20 protein-coding genes are annotated in these 20,855 nt (G+C 36.0%); 13 read left to right on the top strand and 7 right to left on the bottom strand.

Annotated elements, in window-relative coordinates:
• Positions 1 to 93: 93 nt before the first annotated feature.
• A complete protein-coding gene (locus CD003_RS08985; protein ID WP_096200787.1) occupies positions 94 to 1,125 on the bottom strand; it encodes an FUSC family protein in 1,032 nt (343 codons plus the stop codon).
• A 213-nt stretch (positions 1,126 to 1,338) separates the two neighbouring features.
• Between CD003_RS08985 and CD003_RS08980 the strand changes: the two genes are divergently transcribed.
• Both CD003_RS08980 and CD003_RS08975 read left to right on the top strand, forming a co-directional pair.
• Entirely contained in the window at positions 1,339 to 1,437 is a 99-nt protein-coding gene (locus CD003_RS08980; protein ID WP_096200783.1) for a YjcZ family sporulation protein, read from the top strand.
• Between the two features lie 154 nt (positions 1,438 to 1,591).
• Positions 1,592 to 2,098: a hypothetical protein gene (locus tag CD003_RS08975; protein ID WP_096200786.1), complete on the top strand. Its 507-nt coding sequence runs from the start codon at positions 1,592 to 1,594 to the stop codon at positions 2,096 to 2,098.
• A gap of 257 nt (positions 2,099 to 2,355) precedes the next feature.
• Here the strand turns inward: CD003_RS08975 and CD003_RS08970 are convergent, their stop codons facing one another.
• Both CD003_RS08970 and CD003_RS08965 read right to left on the bottom strand, forming a co-directional pair.
• Complete coding sequence (locus tag CD003_RS08970; RefSeq protein ID WP_096200785.1) at positions 2,356 to 2,451, bottom strand: YjcZ family sporulation protein; 96 nt, start codon at positions 2,449 to 2,451, stop codon at positions 2,356 to 2,358.
• Between the two features lie 390 nt (positions 2,452 to 2,841).
• A complete protein-coding gene (locus tag CD003_RS08965) occupies positions 2,842 to 3,453 on the bottom strand; it encodes a hypothetical protein (RefSeq protein ID WP_096200784.1) in 612 nt (203 codons plus the stop codon).
• 224 nt (positions 3,454 to 3,677) lie between these two features.
• Here CD003_RS08965 and CD003_RS08960 point away from each other — a divergent pair, with 224 nt between their 5' ends.
• A complete protein-coding gene (locus tag CD003_RS08960) occupies positions 3,678 to 3,776 on the top strand; it encodes a YjcZ family sporulation protein (RefSeq protein ID WP_096200783.1) in 99 nt (32 codons plus the stop codon).
• Positions 3,777 to 3,840: 64 nt separating this feature from the next.
• Here CD003_RS08960 and CD003_RS08955 read toward each other — a convergent pair whose 3' ends face one another.
• Together CD003_RS08955 and CD003_RS08950 are read right to left on the bottom strand one after the other, a co-directional pair.
• Positions 3,841 to 4,926: a serine hydrolase domain-containing protein gene (locus CD003_RS08955; protein ID WP_096200782.1), complete on the bottom strand. Its 1,086-nt coding sequence runs from the start codon at positions 4,924 to 4,926 to the stop codon at positions 3,841 to 3,843.
• 9 nt (positions 4,927 to 4,935) lie between these two features.
• The gene (locus CD003_RS08950; protein WP_179295494.1) at positions 4,936 to 6,066 is read right to left on the bottom strand and encodes an acyltransferase family protein; all 1,131 of its coding nucleotides are present in this window, start codon (positions 6,064 to 6,066) and stop codon (positions 4,936 to 4,938) included.
• A 518-nt stretch (positions 6,067 to 6,584) separates the two neighbouring features.
• Between CD003_RS08950 and CD003_RS08945 the strand changes: the two genes are divergently transcribed.
• From CD003_RS08945 to CD003_RS08920, 6 genes are all read left to right on the top strand, one after another.
• Complete coding sequence (locus tag CD003_RS08945; RefSeq protein WP_096200780.1) at positions 6,585 to 7,970, top strand: aminotransferase family protein; 1,386 nt, start codon at positions 6,585 to 6,587, stop codon at positions 7,968 to 7,970.
• Positions 7,971 to 8,021: 51 nt separating this feature from the next.
• Positions 8,022 to 9,494 (top strand): aldehyde dehydrogenase family protein, encoded by a 1,473-nt coding sequence (locus tag CD003_RS08940; RefSeq protein WP_179295493.1) that lies wholly within the window; start codon positions 8,022 to 8,024, stop codon positions 9,492 to 9,494.
• Positions 9,495 to 9,906: 412 nt separating this feature from the next.
• Positions 9,907 to 10,851, top strand: a complete 945-nt coding sequence (locus CD003_RS08935; RefSeq protein WP_096200779.1) for a DMT family transporter — start codon at positions 9,907 to 9,909, stop codon at positions 10,849 to 10,851.
• Between the two features lie 77 nt (positions 10,852 to 10,928).
• A complete protein-coding gene (gene ald / locus CD003_RS08930) occupies positions 10,929 to 12,056 on the top strand; it encodes an alanine dehydrogenase (protein WP_096200778.1) in 1,128 nt (375 codons plus the stop codon).
• Positions 12,057 to 12,184: 128 nt separating this feature from the next.
• Positions 12,185 to 12,757, top strand: a complete 573-nt coding sequence (locus CD003_RS08925; protein WP_096200777.1) for a TetR/AcrR family transcriptional regulator — start codon at positions 12,185 to 12,187, stop codon at positions 12,755 to 12,757.
• 234 nt (positions 12,758 to 12,991) lie between these two features.
• A complete protein-coding gene (locus tag CD003_RS08920; RefSeq protein ID WP_257008284.1) occupies positions 12,992 to 13,900 on the top strand; it encodes a cupin domain-containing protein in 909 nt (302 codons plus the stop codon).
• A 286-nt stretch (positions 13,901 to 14,186) separates the two neighbouring features.
• Here CD003_RS08920 and CD003_RS08915 read toward each other — a convergent pair whose 3' ends face one another.
• On the bottom strand, positions 14,187 to 15,113 hold the full coding sequence (locus CD003_RS08915) for a LysR family transcriptional regulator (protein WP_257008283.1): 927 nt from the start codon (positions 15,111 to 15,113) through the stop codon (positions 14,187 to 14,189).
• A gap of 154 nt (positions 15,114 to 15,267) precedes the next feature.
• Here CD003_RS08915 and CD003_RS08910 point away from each other — a divergent pair, with 154 nt between their 5' ends.
• Positions 15,268 to 16,473, top strand: a complete 1,206-nt coding sequence (locus tag CD003_RS08910) for a nitroreductase family protein (protein ID WP_096200776.1) — start codon at positions 15,268 to 15,270, stop codon at positions 16,471 to 16,473.
• Between the two features lie 42 nt (positions 16,474 to 16,515).
• A complete protein-coding gene (locus CD003_RS08905; RefSeq protein WP_096200775.1) occupies positions 16,516 to 17,586 on the top strand; it encodes a TRAP transporter substrate-binding protein in 1,071 nt (356 codons plus the stop codon).
• 160 nt (positions 17,587 to 17,746) lie between these two features.
• Here CD003_RS08905 and CD003_RS08900 read toward each other — a convergent pair whose 3' ends face one another.
• Entirely contained in the window at positions 17,747 to 18,634 is an 888-nt protein-coding gene (locus CD003_RS08900; protein WP_096200774.1) for a helix-turn-helix domain-containing protein, read from the bottom strand.
• 345 nt (positions 18,635 to 18,979) lie between these two features.
• Here CD003_RS08900 and CD003_RS08895 point away from each other — a divergent pair, with 345 nt between their 5' ends.
• The gene (locus CD003_RS08895; RefSeq protein WP_096202307.1) at positions 18,980 to 20,287 is read left to right on the top strand and encodes an aromatic ring-hydroxylating oxygenase subunit alpha; all 1,308 of its coding nucleotides are present in this window, start codon (positions 18,980 to 18,982) and stop codon (positions 20,285 to 20,287) included.
• A complete protein-coding gene (locus CD003_RS08890) occupies positions 20,284 to 20,811 on the top strand; it encodes a 3-phenylpropionate/cinnamic acid dioxygenase subunit beta (protein ID WP_096200773.1) in 528 nt (175 codons plus the stop codon). The genes CD003_RS08895 and CD003_RS08890 overlap by 4 nt, the downstream gene beginning before the upstream one ends.
• Positions 20,812 to 20,855 lie beyond the last annotated feature (44 nt).

Below are 20,855 nucleotides of genomic sequence, written 5' to 3'. Positions count from 1 at the left end.
TTCTAACAACAAGTATACTATAGAATGCTGAATTATGAATTATGATTTATTAATTGGAATTTAAATTTATAACTCATAACTCATAATTAATAATTACTCACTCCTCACCAGTTGCTCTAGTTCCTCAAGTGTATCATGAAGGGAAAGTAGTTCGTAGAAGATGATGACAATAGGTGTGAAGTGATGGTAAAACTGTTCTTGGTTACTTGGTTGTTTATTACTCTGATATTTGAATCGGATGTCTAGCTCATCAATATATAAATAATGGTTATCAGGTATTTGATGTTTTTCATCTTGAAGAATTTTCACCATTGATTCTAAAAGGTTTTCAATAAGATTCTTTTGTTCAGGGGTAAATTCAACTTTTTGATTCATGTATTGTAAGTTGCCGAGATGTAGAATGATTCGCTCTAGAAGGTTAAGTCTTTTTTGAGAGTCATAAAATTTTCTTAGGTCTTTTTTCTTCACTTTATGGTATTTCCATTCTTGTCTTTGGGCACGAGAGAGTTTAAGAACGTCATCGCCACCTTCTCTTAGCTTTAAGTATGTTTTTGAAGCGGACTTCGTGTATTTAATTTCTTGATTTAGGATCTGTTCGATCGATTCTTTTAACACAGTACTACTTGCGATAAAAAGTGAATCAAGCTTCGTATTGATAAGCCCAGTAAATTTTGGTGGTAAAATTGCGATATTGACAATTGTTGCGATGAACAACCCAATCGATGTAGTTCCTAAGCGTGATAAGAATGTTAATAAATATTGACTTTCAATCGAAGGGACCATTGCTACTGCAGTTAATACGGCAACTAAAGCTCCTTCTTGTAATTTTAAGCTATTACAGATAATGATCGTTAGCGTTGCAGCAAATGCGTATGTCATAGCTGATTCACCAAACATGTAAGCGAAACTAATTGAAACAGCAGCACCAATCGCAGATGCTGGGAAACGAATTAAACCTTTCCGTATCGAATCAGATGCTGTTCTTTCAATAGAAACGATGGCAGTAATTACAGCAAAGATGGCAGGTAATTCTAACAGCAAGCAAATCCAAGCAGTTATTAACACAGCTAAACCGGTTTTAATAACACGGGCTCCCATAAATTTAAATTTAAATATGTCATGCATTGCTATCACCAATCTTAATGTTAGTATTCTTATTTTCTAGTTTATCGTATATAAAATAATGATTTTACCCTTATTTGTATAATTTAGCATATTTGAAATGCTTTTTATAAATTTTTTTACAAAATAGTTAGACACCCAAACACTCATAGCCTTCATGCATATAGTGACTGTGTGATGGTTATTCACAATAATTAAAAACGAGGAGGAGTTAGAATGTCAGGTTACGGTCATACAGGTGGATTCGCGTTAGTGGTAGTTCTATTCATTCTATTAATCATCATTGGTGCTTCATATGTAGGATATGGTTACTAAGAAATAACTGATAGAGGGTGTATCTAAAGGTTTTTCCTTAGATACACCCTCTTTGTTTTTATTTTCCTATTATAGATTTTTTAAACTTAATGGGTACATGCTCAAGTATATATACCCTACATACAATGAGAATGTAATGTTAGGAGGAGATAGCATGAATCATATGTACGGAAATTATTCTTATGCAAATGTTCCTACAGGATATAGAGCGGATACAAGTAATCAAAGAGTACTTCTACCGCTAGCAGCGGCTGCTGCGGGTGTAGGGTTAGGTGCAGGATTAGGTGGTGTGGGTCATGGATTCGGCCCAGGTCATGGATTTGGTCCAGGTCATGGATTCGGAGCAGGTCATGGATTCGGAGCAGGTCATGGATTTGGAGCAGGTCATGGATTTGGTCCAGGTCATGGGTTCGGAGCAGGTCATGGATTTGGTCCAGGTCATGGATTTGGAGCAGGTCATGGATTTGGAGCAGGTCATGGATTCGGCCCAGGTCATGGATTTGGTCCAGGTCATGGATTTGGAGCAGGTCATGGATTTGGAGCAGGTCATGGATTTGGAGCAGGTCATGGATTTGGTCCAGGTCCAGGTCCAGGTCCAGGTCAAGGTCAAGGTTTTGGCTACGGTCCCGGCCACGGGTTCGGACCAGGTGTAGGATATTAAAATAGAATCGCCTAATATGGGGTGCTCCAAAGGTAGATACATACCTTTAGGGCACCCCTAGCTATGTATCGGGTGTTTAAGATGTTCTATATCAAAAAGAGGGAATGGCTGGGTGGTCTAATAGATTTAATTGTTATGAGAGGATTTGTACATGATGACACAAACGAAAAACCTGCTAGGTTGCCCCGTAGCAGGTTTCTTATTCGGAAAAGCTAATCATTAAAGGGATACGTGTAGGTTAGACCTACGTGAGGTAATTAGTAGCCTACACCTACGTAAGCAGAACCTACAATGATTAATAGAATGAACAACACTACGATTAACGCGAAACCGCCAGTATATCCGTGTGTCATGATGAAAAACCTCCTAAAAAGATATTTAAAAGAAGACATCAAATCTTCTTTACTTTACACTATGTAATTACACAGAAAACGTTATAGTGATAGCACCCAATTTTAGTAAGTTTTAAAATAAAAAAGTAAATGGAGGACACTAAAAAATTCATTAGACTTGGTCACTGAAAGTGTGGTTTTCACTTTTATATGACCTTAAAGTTATGCGCGTAGCCGTTCCCTCTTATTAAAAGCTTGCTACGAGTGGTTTCTCGTAGCAAGCGCGTGCGAAGCCATTACCGCTTCTTGAATCATCTATTTGGTGTTTTTTCAGTGTCCTCAATCCATAACCTTATAAAGAAGTAGTGGGACTCATTTTGTCTAGTTCTATTAACAAGTACTTAGACTATTTTAAAAGAAAAACGGTGGGAAGAATAATCCTCCTAGCCCGAAAAATGGGAATCGGCGACGTCTAAATCGTCGAAACCTTCTTGGATAACCATATCCGAAGCCAGGTCCATATCCAGGTCCATATCCATAGCCAGGGCCGTACCCGTACCCAAATTGTCGCTCGTTCGTGTCATCGTCTCTTTCCATATTATCTTCATCACCATATGGCATTAGTAATGTGACACCATCATCATCTACGTCCTCAATAATTCCTTCATACATTTGCCCGTCTGTTGTTTGTGCTTGCATGTAATGTAAATGATAATCATTACACATATCAAACAATTGTTTCTTATGTTTCTCTTGGTCCATTATTTGATGTGGCATTCCATGTTGCTGAGCAACCCCATGCTGAGCTAACCCGTGCTGAGGGGCCATTGTATGTTGCTGAGCTAACCCGTGTTGATGTGGCATTGTAGGTTGCTGAGCTAATCCGTGTTGAGGTACCATCATGTGTTGTTGTGGTAATCCGTGCTGAGGAGCCACCATGTGTTGCTGTGGTAATCCGTACTGGGGTTGCATCCCATGTTGGTGTGCCATTGGCATGTGTGTTTGTTGTTGATGATGATGCATTTTATCATTCCTCCAAAATGTGTATTCACCTATAAGCTATTCACGAACTAGGTAAATGCTACAGTTTTTTTTGAAGAGTTATCAATTTTTGGAAACTTATTATATAGGAAGAAACTAAGATTTTCTAGAGAAATTGTTAAACAGCCCAAACAATCAACCCGTTTTTGCATATAGTACTCATGTGAAGTCATCTTCACTAAAGACTTATTAAAGGGGTGAATAACATGTCAGGTTACGGACACACTGGTGGTTTCGCGCTAGTAGTAGTATTGTTCATCTTATTAATCATCATCGGAGCTTCTTACGTTGGTTATGGTTACTAATCAGTAAGAAGAAACACCCCACATTGATTTCATCTCAGTGGGGTGTTTTCTTTTTGATAACTAATTATTGTGGAGTAACAGAAACCTTTGCGTCCAAAATCATATCTAACAATTTCAAACGTTCGCTATTATTCACATGCTTATACAATAAGTTTCTATTTAAGAAACTATCGGAATCAACACGGTGTACAAAAACAAGTTCTTTTTCAGGTACGACATCAATTGACTGGCCGTAACGACCAATGGCGGAATAGAGACCGCGATCATACCATTTCCCTGAATCAGCAACCCACCACATATATCCATACCCATATAGAGAGATAGGGGTATGTGCATGTAGCGATGTACTTTCTTTAATCCATTGCTCCGGGATTAGTTGCTTACCATTCCATACACCGTTTTGAAGATAAAGCTGTCCAAATCTAGCCATATCTCTAGTGGACATTCGAAATATATAAGAAGGGTGTAATGACCTTTTTAGTTCATACTTATAATAGGAATCTTCAGGAGTATAATCTTCCATTCCAAGTGGTGTTGCAAGTCGCTCCTCAAACTCAGTAAACACATCAGCATCTGTTAGGTCTTTATAAATCGACCCTAACACATTAAAATCCCAATTATTATAATAAAAATAAATCCCAGGAAGGTGGATGCCGCGCTCTGGACGGTTCCACCTCATCAACAATGATTCTTCACCAGCTCGTAAAAATACACCTGAACGTGAGGTTAATAAATCAACAATTCTAGCCTGCTTTTCTTGTTCTGAAAGTAATGTATTATCAATTACATCGAGTTCTGATAATGTTTTATTAATATCGATTGTACCTTCTTGAACATGTTGACCATATAAGGCACTGAGGAAGCTTTTTCTTACCGAATGGGCATTACTTTTTTTTGTCACACCCCCCCATGAAAGAAGGACTTTCCCTTTATAAATTACCATTGCTGATGTAGAACCAAGAGAATTATAATACAATCTTGCTTCTTCTAATTTCTCGCTGGAAAACCCGGCTTCTTCTGGGGTTTCATAAGTTTCCCAAGTCGTCTCTACTGTAGATGTTGTATTTTTTTTGCAGCCTATTAAAGAGGAGGCTAACATAATAAAAAGTCCTGTTAGTAGAAGAACTCTCCTCTTATTATTGCGAACCATGTAATCACCCTAACTTTTAAAATTAACAAAATAAGAATTAATTTTCATTCGGAGTTTAGATGAAATTGATGATAATTCTAACGGTGTTACATCAACCTTCCCTACAATATACTTTCCGAATGAGAATTTATTTAAAACATAAATCGTCAGTATCGAGCTCATTATACTAAAGACAAACAATACGAAAATCGTTAGTAGTCCAAAGTTAAAGGAGTACAAGTTAAATAAAAGAATAATTACTGCTAGATAAAAAGTATGCAGTAAGTAAATCCCATAGGAATACTTATTGATTGTTAAGAACAATGTAGGAATTCTATTCATTTTTCTTGAAAAATAAAGGGCAAATCCAATGATACTGATCGTGTAGAGTAAAATATCAATTCTCTTTGAACTATGGATGGTAATAATTTCACTATAATATAAAGACATGAGAAGAAGTCCAGTAACTATTGGGGCAGACATAACAAAATACTTAAATTTAGTCAGGTATTGAGTAAATACTTTGTAATTTGCCCCAATATAATATGCGACAGTGAAGTAAAAGATCCATCCAGGGAAAGGCACCCAATAATATCGTTCCCAAATATACGTACTAAACGGGATATTTATTGGTTCGGTAAAATTAAAAATAGATAAATAGAGTACATTTATAACTAATGAAACTACTATAACTTTTAGCGGTGAAAAGCGGTCTAACATCCTTTTCCCGATAACAAACAGTAAATAAAATTGAAAGATGATTAAAACGAAGTAGGCGTGGAAGTCACCTATAAAAATATTTAAAAAAGTCGTTGTTATAAATTGTTCTGCTGATATCAACACAAAAGGTAAGGAATAAAAGAGCCCCATACAAATATAAGGGATTAGAATAAATTTAACTCTTTTTCTAATAAAATCAAAAGAAATTGTCTCTTTATCTTTATAGTTATAACCGAAAATGAAGGCAGTTATAAAGATAAAAGTAGGTGTCCCATAATAGAGTAATATAGTAACGGCATCTAATATAGTTTGTGTATCGGTAGAGAGGTTTGATAAATAGCCAATATTATCAACACCCCAAACTATTGAGTGAAGAAATACGATACTAAGACATGCGATGCCCCTTAGAAAGGATATTTCATTCACATGCTTGTTCTCCATATATATCATCTCTTTCTACAGTAATATGGAATGGACAAAGGAGATAATGAAATAAGTAGATACAAATAGGATTATATGTAAGTTCTGTCGACTCCATGATGATTGTTGTAGTACCATTATGCAATTCCCCAATTAAACATTCCTAAAACATTACCAAAGGTCAATATTTGTCGTCCATTTTAACATGTAAGTAGCTTAGGATAAAGGAATTCAAAAAAGGACGGTAGTTATGTAATTTTTTTATAAAAAGGTGTTGACAATATTTAGAATAATCAATAAAATTAACCTTACAAACGTTCGGAAACTTGGTATATAAATAAGAGTTTATCAATAGCTTGTTTATATACCATCTTTTATGTTAGTTGCCTTACGAACGTTCGGTAAATCAGTTGCTGGTTTTGGAGGTGGAAAAGGTTTATCTTAATTTTATTTTGTAAGCGGTTACAAGTTATATTGTTAGCTTAGTTTCATTTAATCTATAAGGATTAAATATGAGTCAATTAATTGGAGGGATTATGATGGCGAAGAATTTAATGAAAGATGATGTGAATGTTGAGCGTTTGAAGGAACTTGATAAGAAACATTATTTCCATCCGACAACACCGCTTCCAGAACAGCAAAGTAATGGGCCAGCAATTATTATTACAGAAGGAAAGGGTATACACGTAAAGGACGTACAAGGAAATCAATACATTGATGGTGTATCCTCGCTGTGGAATGTAAATATAGGATATGGTCGTAAAGAACTTGCTGATGCAGCTAGTGAGCAAATGATGAAACTTTCCTATGCGTCTTCGTTCTTTAATAACTCACATGATGTTGTAATCAGGTTATCAGAAAAATTAGCTAGTATAGCCCCAGGAGACTTAAATGTAAGTTTCTTCACTTCGGGAGGTTCAGAATCGAATGAAAGTGCAATTAAAATTGCCCGTCATTATTGGAAGCTTAAAGGGCAACCGAGTAAGACAAAGGTCATTGCCTTCGAACTTGGTTATCATGGTGTCACGATGGGAGCAACGAGTGCGACAGGAATCCCTGAATTCGGTAATATGACAACTTCTAATGCTCCAGGGTTTCTACATGCTGTACCACATAAAACAAATTGTGAATTGGGAGATAAATCTGACCCAGATTATGGGCGTAGCATAAGAGGAATTATTGAAAAAGAAGGGGCAGAAAACATTGCAGCAGTTATCCTTGAACCGATTCAAGGAGTTGGCGGAATCAAGATCCCACCTGAAGGCTACTTAAAAGCAGTTCGTGATTTATGTGATGCAAATGGAATTCTCATGATGACAGATGAAGTTATTTGTGGATTTGGTCGTACTGGTAAAATGTTCGGAGTTGACCATTGGAACGTTGTACCAGACTTAATGTCAGTTGCTAAGGGAATTACGAGTGGATACATTCAGCTAGGGGCTGTAATGATAAGAGAAGGATTAAGAGATGAGATGGCTGCACTATCAGATAGTGTGTTCTTTCATGGATTTACTTATAGCGGACATCCAACAGCTTGTGCCGTCGCATTAAAAAACCTTGAGATTATTGAAAATGAAGACTTAGTAGGTAACGCGAAACGGATGGGTGATGAGTTACTGAAAGGTCTAAAGTATTTAGAAGAAACTCATAAAATTACTGCTAGAGCAAGAGCAATTGGATTGATGGGTGGAATTGAATTATTAGCAGATCCAGAATCGAATAAACCTTTCGATCCAGGAATGTATGCTGCTCCAGCAGTCGTAGAAGAATGCATGAAACGAAATTTAATCTTACGCCCACTCATTTTTGGAGGTCAAAATGTTGTTGCCATCGCACCACCGTTTACAGTGACAAAACAAGATGTGGAAACAATTATAGAGAAACTCTCAGATTCTATTAAAGCTTACGAAAAACAAATTTTGTAGAATGTATGAAAGATAAAGTAATGAAATTTATTATAGAAGGAGAGAAAATTGATGGTGAAATCATATCAACTTTTTATTAATGGGGAATGGATTGAAGCTGCTTCGGGGAAAACGTTTAAGTCCTTTAATCCAGCGACGGGCGAAGTTAATGGGGTGATAGCTGAAGCTGAAGGAGAAGATGTGGATCGTGCTGTAAAAGCAGCGAGGCAAGCGTTTGAAACTGGACCTTGGGCGGATATGGCACCTGGTGATAGAGGGCGACTCTTATATAAGGCTGCTCAAGCTTTATGGGATAAAGCAGATATGTTAGCTGAAGTTGAGTCAAGGGATAACGGCCTACCTATTAATGAAACAAAATTTATTGCTATGCCAGCAATGATTGATGTTCTTGAGTTTTATGCGGGGCTTGCGAACAAGGTTCAGGGGGAGACTCTTGCTTCGCCGGGCAATCGATTAAACTATACATTAAAAGAGCCACTTGGCGTTGTCGGTGCGATAGTGCCGTGGAACTTCCCATTAATGTTAACGATGTGGAAACTGGCCCCTGCTCTTGCAGCTGGAAATACAATCGTCATCAAACCAGCAGAACAAACACCTATTAGTATATTAGAAATGGTCAAAATCTTTCAGGAGGTTGGAATTCCAAATGGAGTTATTAATGTTGTACCAGGCTACGGTAAAACAGCAGGTGATGCTTTAGCTTCACATCCTGATGTAGATAAAGTTGCATTTACTGGTTCAACAAATACAGGAAGACTAATAATGCAGTCGGCTAGTAAAAACCTTAAACCTGTTAGCCTTGAGCTAGGAGGAAAGTCACCAAATATTGTTTTTGATGATGCGGATATTGACAACGCTGTAAATGGTTCAATGTTTGGGATTTATTTTGCTCAAGGTCAAGTTTGTGCTTCTGGCTCAAGACTGTTTGTTCAAGAAAGTATCTATGATAAATTTATGGATGCATTCGTGAAAAAAGCACAAACGATTCGTGTTGGAAACCCATTAGAGCAAACAACTCAAATGGGACCACAAGTTTCCTTAGAACAACTTCAAAAAATTGAACAATATGTTGCATCCGGTTTAGAAGAAGGTGCTAGATTAGTAACTGGTGGTGAGAGAAATAAAGCTGCAGGTGATGGTTATTTCTATACTCCAACAGTGTTTGAGAATGTAACAAATGAAATGAAGATTGCCCGTGAAGAAATTTTTGGACCGGTGCTATCTGTTATCCGATTTAAAGATGAGGAAGATGCTCTTCAAAAAGCAAATGACACGGTGTATGGCTTAGCATCTGGCTTATGGACAAATGATTTAAAACGTGCCCACCGCATGGCAAAAGGGTTAAAGGCTGGTACCGTGTACGTCAATACGTTTAGTATGCTTGATAGTACAGCGCCATTTGGAGGCACAAAACAAAGTGGGTTTGGACGGGAGCTAGGTGTTCAAGCAATGGATATGTATACCGAAACAAAACATGTTTGGGTAGACTTAAATGAAAAAGGTTTAAATTGGTATGAAGTGTAAGAAGTAGAACTAACTTAAGTAAGCCTTATAGTAAATACGGCACTATTTATGAATTTTCCTTTCTATTTATTTTAGTACAAATAAACTTGATATGAGATTTTAAAAAGGTAAAACGACCTTTTGAGGACCAATGAAAAAATCCCAAATAGATGATTTAAGAAGCGGTAATGGCTTCCCAGATCGCGCTTGCTACGAAAAAACCACTCGTAGCAAGCTTTTAAAAAGAGGCATCGGTTATGCACATTACTTTAAGGCCACTGAAAAAAGTGAAAACCACACTTTTTTAGTGAACTCGCTTTTGGGATATCCTCACTTAAGAAAGTGACGTTTTATTACATTTTTGAAAGCGCTTACTTTTCGTTCTTTCTTGTCTGTTGGTTTTATGAAAATATTTTAATAGGAGGGCTTATTCATGAATAGAGGGTTGATATATTTTATTATATCCATGGCTTTTATTGGAATTAGTATTGTTATTGGGGACGGAGCGATGGAGAAATTCCCGGTATGGCTTTTTACATTTGCTACACTAGCGGTGGCGGTTGTGCTTTTAGTTCCATTAGCATCGTTTTATGAAAAAACAAAGTGGTTTAAATTAGGCAAGCGGAATTATTATGGAATCTTCATGCAATCCCTTTTAACGTGTACATTATACACTGTCTTTATGATGTATGGTCTGACATATGCAAATGCAATTTCAGTTGGGATTATTACGAGTATTACGCCTGCAGTAGTTCTGGTGCTAGCATACTTTTTACTAAAAGAGCGCTTGAATGCTAGGAAGTTAGTTGCGATAGGTCTAGCGATAATTGCTGTTCTAATTATGAATATTGCTGGTGTCAATCCGGGTGGTGACTCTAGTTTTCTAGGTACTGTCTTTATGTTATTAGCAGTGGTGTCTTTAAGTCTATTCTTTATTTACGCTAAGAAGTTTGCAGTTGAATTACAGCCATTAACACTAGCTGCAGGTTTATGTGTAATGGGTTTATTGATGACACTTCCAATGGCTATTTACGAATTTGCTGCATTTGATATGGCTGTTGTAACTGCAGGAGATTGGTGGGTAACGTTTTTCTATGGATTGACTGGGTGGGCGTTAGCTTACTCATTTACATTCCTAGGTATACCAAAAATTAATGCAAGTACTGCTGGTATGGCTACTGCTGTTATTCCAATTGTAGCAACAGTTGTTGCTGTGCTATTTTACGGTGCACCATTAAGAATGGTTGACATGATTGCATTACTACTTGTTATTGCTTCTATCTTTATAGCTGAATCTCAAGAAAGGGAGGAAGTTTCACTAGATTTGTCCACAGTTGCAGCCTCTCAAATAGCTTCAGATACAGTAGAAACAAAATAAAATTTCTATGAGGATGTCTTCAAAAGAACAACTTGAGACATCCTCAATTTAATCAAATTAAGACAGGAGGAGTAGAAGTGAAAATTGGGATTCCAAAAGAAATTAAGAACAATGAAAATCGTGTAGCAATTACTCCAGCTGGGGTTGTTTCATTAATAAATTGTGGTCATGTTGTATTTATTGAAAAAAATGCAGGTGTAGGCAGTGGTTTTAGTAATGAAGAATATTTAGAAGCAGGTGCAGTTATTGTAGAGAAGCCAGAAATGGTATGGAATAATGCTGACATGATTATCAAAGTAAAAGAACCGTTACAATCGGAGTATCGACATTTTCGAGAGGGCCTTTTGTTGTTTACGTACTTACACTTAGCAGCAGAATCAGAGTTGGCAAATGCACTCATCGAAAAGAAAGTAACAGCTATTGCCTACGAAACAATTGAAATTAACGGTCGACTTCCATTATTGACACCAATGAGTGAGGTAGCTGGTAGAATGTCGACTCAAATTGGAGCTCAGTTTTTAGAAAAAACAAAGGGTGGAATGGGTGTATTATTATCTGGCGTTCCAGGTGTTAGGCGAAGTAAGGTAACGATTATTGGTGGAGGCGTTGTAGGAACAAATGCTGCGAAAATCGCGATTGGATTAGGTGCAAATGTCACAATTATCGATTTAAATCCAGAACGTTTACGAGAGTTGGATGATATTTTTGGTGCAAGCATTACGACATTAATTTCAAACCCACTTAATATAGAAGAAGCTTGTAAGGAAGCCGACCTTGTAATTGGTGCTGTGCTAATTCCAGGAGCAAAGGCACCTAAACTTGTATCAGAAAAAGTAGTAAAACAGATGAAAGAAGGAGCTGTCATTGTCGATGTTGCAATTGATCAGGGTGGAATATTTGAAACGGTAGACCATATCACAACACATGATAACCCTACGTACACAAAACATGGTGTGGTTCATTATGCAGTAGCAAATATGCCAGGTGCAGTCCCAAGAACGTCAACAATTGCTTTAACAAATGCAACAATCCCATACGTTTTGAAGTTAGCAAATCAAGGTCTAACAAAAGCAATTGAAGATCTATCTATTCAAAGAGGGATTAATACATGTAATGGGTACATCACTTATGAACCAGTAGCAAAAGATTTGAATTATAAATTTGTTTCAATAGATCAAGTGATAAGTAATAGTTTATTGGTTTAGTAACAGAAAATAAGCCTTCATGTGTGTTTAATAAGTAAATGCAGTTTTCACTAGTAGGTAATAGTTGACTTATTTGGTAATCTTGCATACAATTAACCGGACCGAACGTAAGGTAAGGTGATAACATTATGACGACTGCAAAACGAATTAAACAAGTAGCCCTTAATCAATTTATTGAGCGAGGGTATGAAGGTGCTTCTCTGGCAATTATTGCAGAGGAAGTGGGGATAAAGAAACAATCCATATATACCCATTATAAAAGTAAACAAGATTTATTTTTTCAAGTAACAAATCAGGTAATTAGAGATGAAATAGAATTTATACACAACTACTTTGAGATTGATCATTCGACATCTACTGAAACATTACTTTATCAATTTATTTTATCAATAAAAGAACGATTTACTAATGAAAAAGACGTCAATGTAAATTTTATGCTACGAATGGCATTCATGCCTCCAAATGATTTCAAAGAAGATCTCATTACCGAGTTCCATAGCTATTTTAACAGGCTAGAAGATTGTATAGAAGCTGTATTATCAATGGTGCCACAACTTTCAATAAGTATTGCAGGTGCGACGAGTTCATTTATAACAATTTTTGAAGGTCTATTAGTGGAGTTAATATATGGGAATGTAGAAACCTTTGAAAATAAGCTTAACGAAACTTGGAAGGTATATTGGAGAGGTATTACAGTATAAGAGGTAAGATAATTATTAGCTGTTACAAGGTGAAAATGATTTCACTAAGTGACAGCTTTTTTGAAAAGGAAAAAGAATATATGCAATACATAATTACAACCTATGATATAAACTATTGGAGTAAGGATAGGAAACACATTGCGCTTATTTAAGTAAGGACAGAAAAGATGAAGTACCATTCTCTAAACGTAGGCATATGATATGTGGATAATCATTTGAAGGGAATGAGAAAATTTGTATTATGTACCAAATGCATATCCATATCATTATTACACTAATGTTTATCCTGTAATGAATAACTCAGAATTTATGGCGAGGAATTATCAAGGTGAAGACCAACAAGTAGTTAAAGCAATCTCTGATGGAGTCAAAAGAGAAGCTAACGCTATTGATTTTTACAGTCGATTGGCTGATGTTGCTCCAAATCAAAAACATAAACAACACATTCTTCATGCTGTAGAAAATAAAAAGATAAATATGAACCAGTTTAGTAATCTTTATACGACTCTTACTGGAAGTCAGCCAGATTATCAAATCGACAAAGCTCCTTTATCAAGCTATAGAGAAGGTTTACAAAGGGCGTATGAAGAAGAAATAAAGGGGTTTGAGGAGTATCGTAACAGTAGTTTGCTTACTCAGCATCCACTCGTTCGAAATGTTTTTTTACAGGTGTGTACTGGTGAACAAGAGAATGTGTCCCGACTAAGTTCTTTAAATAAGGAAGCAATAAAAGATTATGGGTCGACATCATTTGTCGTTGATATTGAGGAGGTTACGAAGCAAAATAATGCGTTCCGTACAGCTTTATGGACAGGAAAGCATTTGCAAGTCACCTTGATGAGTATCGATGTAGGTGACGACATTGGCCTAGAAGTCCATCCAAATTTGGACCAATTCATCCGAATAGAAGAAGGTCAAGGACTTGTTCAAATGGGGGATAGCAAAGACAGATTAGATTTTGAAGCAAGAGCTTCTGATGATTTTGCGATAATGGTACCTGCTGGAAAATGGCATAATTTGACTAACACAGGTACTAAGCCAATTAAACTTTACTCCATTTATGCTCCGCCAGAGCATCCATTTGGTACAGTTCATGAAACGAAAGCAATTGCCATGGCTGTAGAAGAAGACCATCACCATTAATTAATAATGTTATGCTTGTAATGGCTTACATCTTACATCTAGTAGGTTGTTACAAGCTTTCTACGTTTGTGATGTTATAAAGAGAAGTCTTGTTTCAAGAACCTTTTTAGTAATTAAAATTGATTTGAAAAAGAAATGTAAATACTTAATATAAATGAAGTGAGTTCTTAACACTTTTGTAATAAAAAGATAGTATTATTAGGGTAATAAATGACCCCCTTTTTATATACTTTTCAGCACACGCTACATGCGTGTGCTATTTTTTTGGATATAATACAGGTCGTAATTATTTGTGTTGCAAAATAATGTTTTCTATCCGAAAGGTGTCAATAAAGTGAGCAATTACTTTTGATAGATACTGTTCTTTTGACCAAATGACAGCAGCTTCTGATACTAGAGAAAAGTCTTCTATTCTATATGTATTCAAATTATGTCTATGAAAGGGTAATATCATTGATTCTGGAATAATTGTTACACCAATCCCACTTGCTGCAAGATTTAAAAGGATATTCGAATCTGGACATTGGCAAATAATATTTGGAAGGAATCCATGTTTTTCACACTCTTCATTAATCATTTCATAAAAGCCCGCCCCGCTAATACGTTGTAATATAAGTAATGGTAGATTTTCAAGGTCTTTAACCATAATAGTTTTATCGAATGTGTCTTTCCGCCATTCCTTTGGTATTACTGCGACAAACGATTCTTTCGGGAGCTCTATACTTGAAAAACCTTGCATGTCTAGAGGAGTTCTAACTATCCCCACATCAATTTCTCGATTACGTAATAGTTCCCCAATAAAATATGGATCACCGTCTCTTAATTGAAAGTTAACATCGGGATAATTATATTGAAAATGACGAATTCTTTCTGGAAGGTAAGAAAAACAAGATTTAACAAAGCCAATGATTAATGTGCCTCTTAGTCCCTCTTTTAATTCCTTTACCTCTACCATTGTTTCATCGAACTTATCGATTAATTCTAGTGCTTTTTTATAGAGAAGCTTACCTGCAGGGGTTAACTCCATTTGTTTTTTGTTTCTTTCAAATAAAGGCATATCTATTTCTTGTTCTAATAGCTTAAGCTGATAACTTAATGGAGGTTGTGCCATATGAAGTTTCTTGGCAGCCTTAGTAATTTGTCCTTCATTTGCTATAGTTAGAAAATAGCGAAGTTGTTTAATGTCGATGGTGTTCTCCTCCTTTATAAACATGTATACAATTTTTTAATACACAGAATACTTTTATTGTATTTTTGTTGAATTATACCACATGTTAAAATAAAATTAACAAGATTCAGAATAATTAAATAGGTTTGTGTGGCGACTTATTTTATTCATTTATTTACTATAAGAAGGAGATGAGACAATGGAACGGTTGACGCATAAAACAAAGGATTTTGAGCCAGTTCGCCTACAATTTAATAGAATATCATTAGAAGAGAGTGAAAAAAGAGGAAACGAATTTTTATCGATAATTAATAGGAAAGATGAAGGAAACACGTTTATTAATAATACTATTAATAGAGAAACACTTGATTTATTAATAAAAACAGCTGGTACATCGCCTTCAGGAGCAAATATGCAACCATGGTCATATGTCATCGTTAGTTCGGAGGAAATAAAAGAACACTTGTATCATTCTATTGACGAACAGGCACGTTCGAAGTTTGATAATACAAATGCTCATCATGCACCGCATTGGATAATGGTTTATAAACAAAACCATGGATATAAAATAGAAGACGGTGAAAGAAAGAAGAAACAACACTATTATGTCCCAGAGTCAGTGGGGTTGTCTGTTGGAATTCTAGTTACAGCTATGAAACATGTAGGAATTAGCTATGAATTACTCCCACCAATAAAGAATTCTGTTGAATTATTAAATCGCCCTGAAAATGAAGAAGCTTTTGTTACGATACCGATAGGATACAGAAGTATAGAACAAATAAACGAAAATCATATAAAGTCTCTTGCTGTACAACAATATGAAACAATGAAAAAGAGGAGGAATGTACGACATTATACTCCTGAACCAATACCAAAGAAATTTATCGATATGGCACTTGAGGCAGCTAGTGTAATAAAATCGGTAAGAAATGATATGCAGTGGGAATATGAAGTTGTTAGTGATGGTTCTATAAAACGTGAGATTCGGATTGGATGTGAAAGGGAGGCAAAGAAGTTATACGACCAACGGATGAATCCAGAGTGGAAAGTAGATTTATTGCCTTTAGGTACTAGTTGGATAAAAACGCATGTCGATGTCGTCCCTCATTTAATTATTCCTTTTAAACAGTTAAAAGATAATAATGAAAGTCGGATCGAACAAGAATTACTTACGGAAGACCTAAGTATTCGGTGTGGTGTGATGCTCGCATGTCTTCATACTATGGGTTTTGCAACATTAACACAAACACCTGCACCTAATAGATTCTTATGCGATATATTAGAGAAGCCTAAGGATAAATATGTCCCATTAATGGTATTTCCAGTAGGCTATCCAGAGCCATTCTGTATGGTACCTGATGTTGATAAGCTACCTATTGAAACAATACTATCGTATGTTGAATAGAGGAATAAAAATATATTTAGAGAGTCAAAAGGGGGTAATTCATTGTTAAAACACAAAAGTATCTTGGTTACGCTTTTTACATTGATGGTTATGTTGCTATTAGTAGGTTGTGGTTCACTGGATACAACTACCGAGGACGGTTCAGACGCTGATACAACTAACGATAGTGGTAATGCAGTAGAAGAACAAAGTCATGAATTTGTTATATCTCATCTAGTTCCTACTTCTCATGTCCTTCATAAAAATATAGCAGAATCATACGTTTCGGATTTAGAAGAAGCATCAAATGGTAGAATTACTGGTGAGATTTATCCATCTAATACACTAGGTGAAAATCAATATGATATGGCTGCAACCGGTACTGCAGATATCGCCTTTAGTGTACATGGATATACAGCAGGAAGATTCCCACTTGTATCAGTAGTAGAACTTCCTTTTATTGCAGATTCAGCGGAAAATGGAGCTGATATTCTCTGGACACTTTATCAGGAATTCCCAGAGTTACAGGATGAACATGGTGATACGACGCCACTTTGGCTATTTGCAGCTGAACCTGCTCAAATATTAAGTGCTGATATCCCAATTAAATCAGTTGAAGATTTAAATGGTTTACGAGTTCGCTCACCTTCTCCACTAGCCAATCAAATCCTTGAATCGTTTGGTGCAACACCAGTTTCAATGCCAATGGGTGAGGTATACGAAGCGTTACAAAGAGGCGTTGTGGATGCAGCAATGGCTCCTATCTCTACAGTAAGTGATTTCTCATTCAGTGATGTTGTAAGCTATATTACAGTAGGGAACTTTTCTTTAACACCATTCTTTGCAGTAATGAACACAGATACGTATAATAGCCTATCAGAAAGTGATCAAGAATTAATTTCAACAATAGGAAGTGATTACGCAAAAAAAGCAGGTGCTGCATTTGATGCTTCTGGTGCAAATGGACGTAAAATTGCATTGGAAACAGAAATTACAATGATCGAGTTAGAAGATCTTTCTCCTTGGGAAGCAGCAGTGGATGACCTTGTTGAAAATTGGATTAAAGATATGGAAGATAAAGGTTTTCCAGGACGAGAAATGTATGAACGTGCGGTAGAATTGGGTAATAACTGAAAATAGTAACCTTACAAAAATATAAGTAAAGGTCGAAACCATTAGTCAATCTAGGGGTTTCGACCTTTTTTAATTACTTAACTATAAACTCATTGTGGACAAGTTAAAGTATAAACAAAGAATAACAAATTCCGCTTGGTGGGCTTTGTTCTTCTATAGTTTAGAAGTAAGTGCCTTTTTGCCTGTAAATGCTTGGACTTAATCCAGTGGCTTGACGAAAGGCTCTGCTAAGTTGACTTTGTCCATCAAATCCAATAATCTCAGTAATTTCTTTTAGAGGTAGATTAGTAGTTAATAATAGTTCACGTGCTTTTTGCATTCGAACCTGTCTAACGTATTCCATAGGTGATATGTTAACATTTTGCCGAAATAGTAGGCTTAAGTGACTTTCACTTAAGTATACTTGCTTTGCCAGGGTATTTAAGCTTAGCTTTTCACTTAGATGGTCGCTTATATAGTGAAAGAGATATTGAAGCCTTGAATCAAATGTTGGCGATAATTCATCAGAGAATGGGCTTAAGATAGTTAAGAGTTCAGCAAACCATTCAATGGATAAAGAATTAAATTTAAGTAAATCAATCGTTTCTGACAAATCGAAGGTAATTTCCCCATTTGTCGGGGTAAACTGAGTCATTTGTTTTGGGTTCCATTGTTCAATAAGCTTTGACCACAATTGAAGTAAACGTGAAGAGGGAATTGAATTTTTTTCTAGGTTTGTAATAATGGGAAACTTATATAATGAAAAAAGATTAAATGGCCCCCACTTGTTCTCGATTGCAATATCATAATGGTGCATTGTAATTGAGTTATTATTTTTTATTACTTCAAATGGAAGTTGGGAAGGAAAAACAACAAGATCTCCCGCTTGAACCTCGTATTGTATATCATTCACTTTGATAGATTTTTCTCCAGAAAAAACATACCAAAATACAGTGTAAGGACGATCGACTCTATCAACAGACCAATCTGGTAACCTAACAGTGTCATTAGTTCGGTGAACATATAAATAGAGCTGATTTAATTCATTCATACTATCTATTGTATTCATTTTATTAAACCTCCGAGTAAAAAACTATACTGTAATAAATTCAATATTAGATTGAGCTTTCCTTTTGTCAAATCTAGATAAGTAATTAATCTTATAAATAATACTTCTAATTATTGATTGTATAGGATTTTTGGTTAGTAAATTTAGATAGTTATTAACGATAATAATAAGATTTGTCAAATCAATAAGTGGTTATGTGATTTAATCGTTCAGTTCTAAGTGCTATATTTATTATACGGAATATTTAAAATATTAAAATTCATTTTACGGTTATTAGTGTGATTTAGTGATTAAAAGGGGGTACGAATTGTGAGAGACAAGGATTTACAGCAATTGAAAGAAAAGATGGGAGAAGGGTTTCTACCACAGTGGGCGATTACTGATCCTGATGTTTACAAGTTAGAAGAGGAAAAAGTATTTGGATATACATGGCAGTTTTTAGCACATGAATCAGAGTTGAAAGAACCAGGTGATTATGTAACAAGGTGGTTGGTTCAAGATCCTATTTTAGTTGTCAAAGCAAAGTCAGGGGAAGTGAAGGCGTTTCTTAACTCCTGTCCTCATCGAGGAGTTCATCTATGCACTGAAGATTACGGAAAAAAGAAAACGTTTACATGCCCTTACCATGGCTGGAGTTTTAATTTAGATGGTGAGTTAGTCGGTGTCGTTGCAGGTGAAAAAATCTATGGAGATAGCATGAAAAAAACAGAGTGGGGTCTTCGTCCTGTTCCTAGAATTGAAAGTTACCAAGGTTTGATATTTGCAAATTTGGATCCAAATGCAATGCCGTTAGAAGAATATTTAGGTGACATGAAATGGTATTTAGATATTTTTCTTGGTAGAAGTGATAGTGGTATGGAAGTAATAGGAGTACCACACCGATGGGTAGCAAAGGCTAACTGGAAAATGACAAGTGAAAACTTTGCCGCTGATCCTTATCACGTTCAAACAACTCATCGTTCTGTCGTAGAAATGGGTGTAACTCAACCTGATCCATTTTATGCAGGATATGGACATCAAGTCGTATTAGAGCATGGACATGGGATTAATGTAATCACCTCCAAAACAGGGAAATCTAAGGTACCGTTTATGGGAACACCAGAAGAATTACGACCAATGTTTCAGAGAAACTTAAGTCCCTCTCAATATGAGTTGCTAGAAAAAACAACTGTCTTTGTTGGCGGAGTCTTCCCAAATTTATCGTTTATCTCATCAGTAAATGGATCTGAAGAAAATCGTTACAACCATATTAATTTCAGGGTTTGGCGACCTCTTGGACCTGATAAAGTTGAAATCTGGGTTTGGTGTTTGATAGATAAAGATTTTCCTCAAGAATACAAAGATAAATCATATCGGGCATTTGTTACGACTTTTGGTGCCTCTGGAACGTTAGAACAAGACGATACAGAAAACTGGGCACGAATTGTAGATGCAAATAAAGGCTTAATGTCAAGAGATAAAAAGCTAAGCTACAACAATATATTAAACTATCTTATTGGGATTGATGAGGTAGAGCCTGATAAGGATTTTATTGGACCAGGTAAGGCTTATCCTTCTGCATATATGGATGCAGTAGCAAGGAGTATGCATAAATATTGGCTTGAGCTCTTAACGAAGGAAACGTCAGATACAAAGGAGGAAAAGCTTACATGAACCCCCAATTACAAGATGAATTTGTAGGATATGAATTGCAACATAAAATAAGTATGTTTCTCTATCAAGAAGCCCACTTACTTGACCAACGAAAATATAGGGAATGGCTTAACTTATTAGGTGAAGAGATTGTTTACCGGATGCCTCTTCGTGTGACGACAGATAACAAGAGGGGAGAAAACTTGCTTGATGATTTTTGCTATTATGAAGAAACAAAAGCAAGTCTTACGACGAGAGCAGAAAGACTTTATTCAAAATCAGCATGGGTTGAAAACCCTGCTCCTAGGCAAAGGCATTTTATTAGTAATATTATCGCGTTTCCAGGTGATAACTCTAATGAATATAAGGTTAGAAGCTATTTCTTATTTAAGAGAAGCAGAGCTTTTGAATCAACTATTGAGGAATTATGCGGTGAACGTGAAGATATTATTCGGAACGAAAATGGAGAGTGGAAAATAATATCTCGGACGATTATACCAGACCAGGCAGTACTTGGTGTGATGAATATTAGCATGTTTTTATAAAATTAATCTACTAATTATACTTTGTACTAGTAAATTAAAAAGGG

The sequence above is a fragment of the Bacillus sp. FJAT-45350 genome (genome assembly GCF_002335805.1).
Lineage (GTDB): Bacteria > Bacillota > Bacilli > Bacillales > NISU01 > FJAT-45350.
The sequence above is the reverse complement of the archived record's forward strand: the minus strand, read 5'-3'. Positions and strand labels throughout refer to the sequence as shown.

Coding starts and splice junctions, on each gene's coding strand:
- CD003_RS08975 (WP_096200786.1), top strand. CDS start 1,592: ATGAATCATATGTACGGAAATTATTCTTATGCAAATGTTCCTACAGGA.
- CD003_RS08960 (WP_096200783.1), top strand. CDS start 3,678: ATGTCAGGTTACGGACACACTGGTGGTTTCGCGCTAGTAGTAGTATTG.
- CD003_RS08980 (WP_096200783.1), top strand. CDS start 1,339: ATGTCAGGTTACGGTCATACAGGTGGATTCGCGTTAGTGGTAGTTCTA.
- CD003_RS08900 (WP_096200774.1), bottom strand. CDS start 18,634: ATGAATACAATAGATAGTATGAATGAATTAAATCAGCTCTATTTATAT.
- CD003_RS08965 (WP_096200784.1), bottom strand. CDS start 3,453: ATGCATCATCATCAACAACAAACACACATGCCAATGGCACACCAACAT.
- CD003_RS08970 (WP_096200785.1), bottom strand. CDS start 2,451: ATGACACACGGATATACTGGCGGTTTCGCGTTAATCGTAGTGTTGTTC.
- CD003_RS08955 (WP_096200782.1), bottom strand. CDS start 4,926: ATGGTTCGCAATAATAAGAGGAGAGTTCTTCTACTAACAGGACTTTTT.
- CD003_RS08890 (WP_096200773.1), top strand. CDS start 20,284: ATGAACCCCCAATTACAAGATGAATTTGTAGGATATGAATTGCAACAT.
- CD003_RS08925 (WP_096200777.1), top strand. CDS start 12,185: ATGACGACTGCAAAACGAATTAAACAAGTAGCCCTTAATCAATTTATT.
- CD003_RS08940 (WP_179295493.1), top strand. CDS start 8,022: ATGGTGAAATCATATCAACTTTTTATTAATGGGGAATGGATTGAAGCT.
- CD003_RS08950 (WP_179295494.1), bottom strand. CDS start 6,066: ATGGAGAACAAGCATGTGAATGAAATATCCTTTCTAAGGGGCATCGCA.
- CD003_RS08895 (WP_096202307.1), top strand. CDS start 18,980: ATGGGAGAAGGGTTTCTACCACAGTGGGCGATTACTGATCCTGATGTT.
- CD003_RS08985 (WP_096200787.1), bottom strand. CDS start 1,125: ATGCATGACATATTTAAATTTAAATTTATGGGAGCCCGTGTTATTAAA.
- CD003_RS08910 (WP_096200776.1), top strand. CDS start 15,268: ATGGAACGGTTGACGCATAAAACAAAGGATTTTGAGCCAGTTCGCCTA.
- CD003_RS08935 (WP_096200779.1), top strand. CDS start 9,907: ATGAATAGAGGGTTGATATATTTTATTATATCCATGGCTTTTATTGGA.
- CD003_RS08945 (WP_096200780.1), top strand. CDS start 6,585: ATGGCGAAGAATTTAATGAAAGATGATGTGAATGTTGAGCGTTTGAAG.
- CD003_RS08915 (WP_257008283.1), bottom strand. CDS start 15,113: ATGTTTATAAAGGAGGAGAACACCATCGACATTAAACAACTTCGCTAT.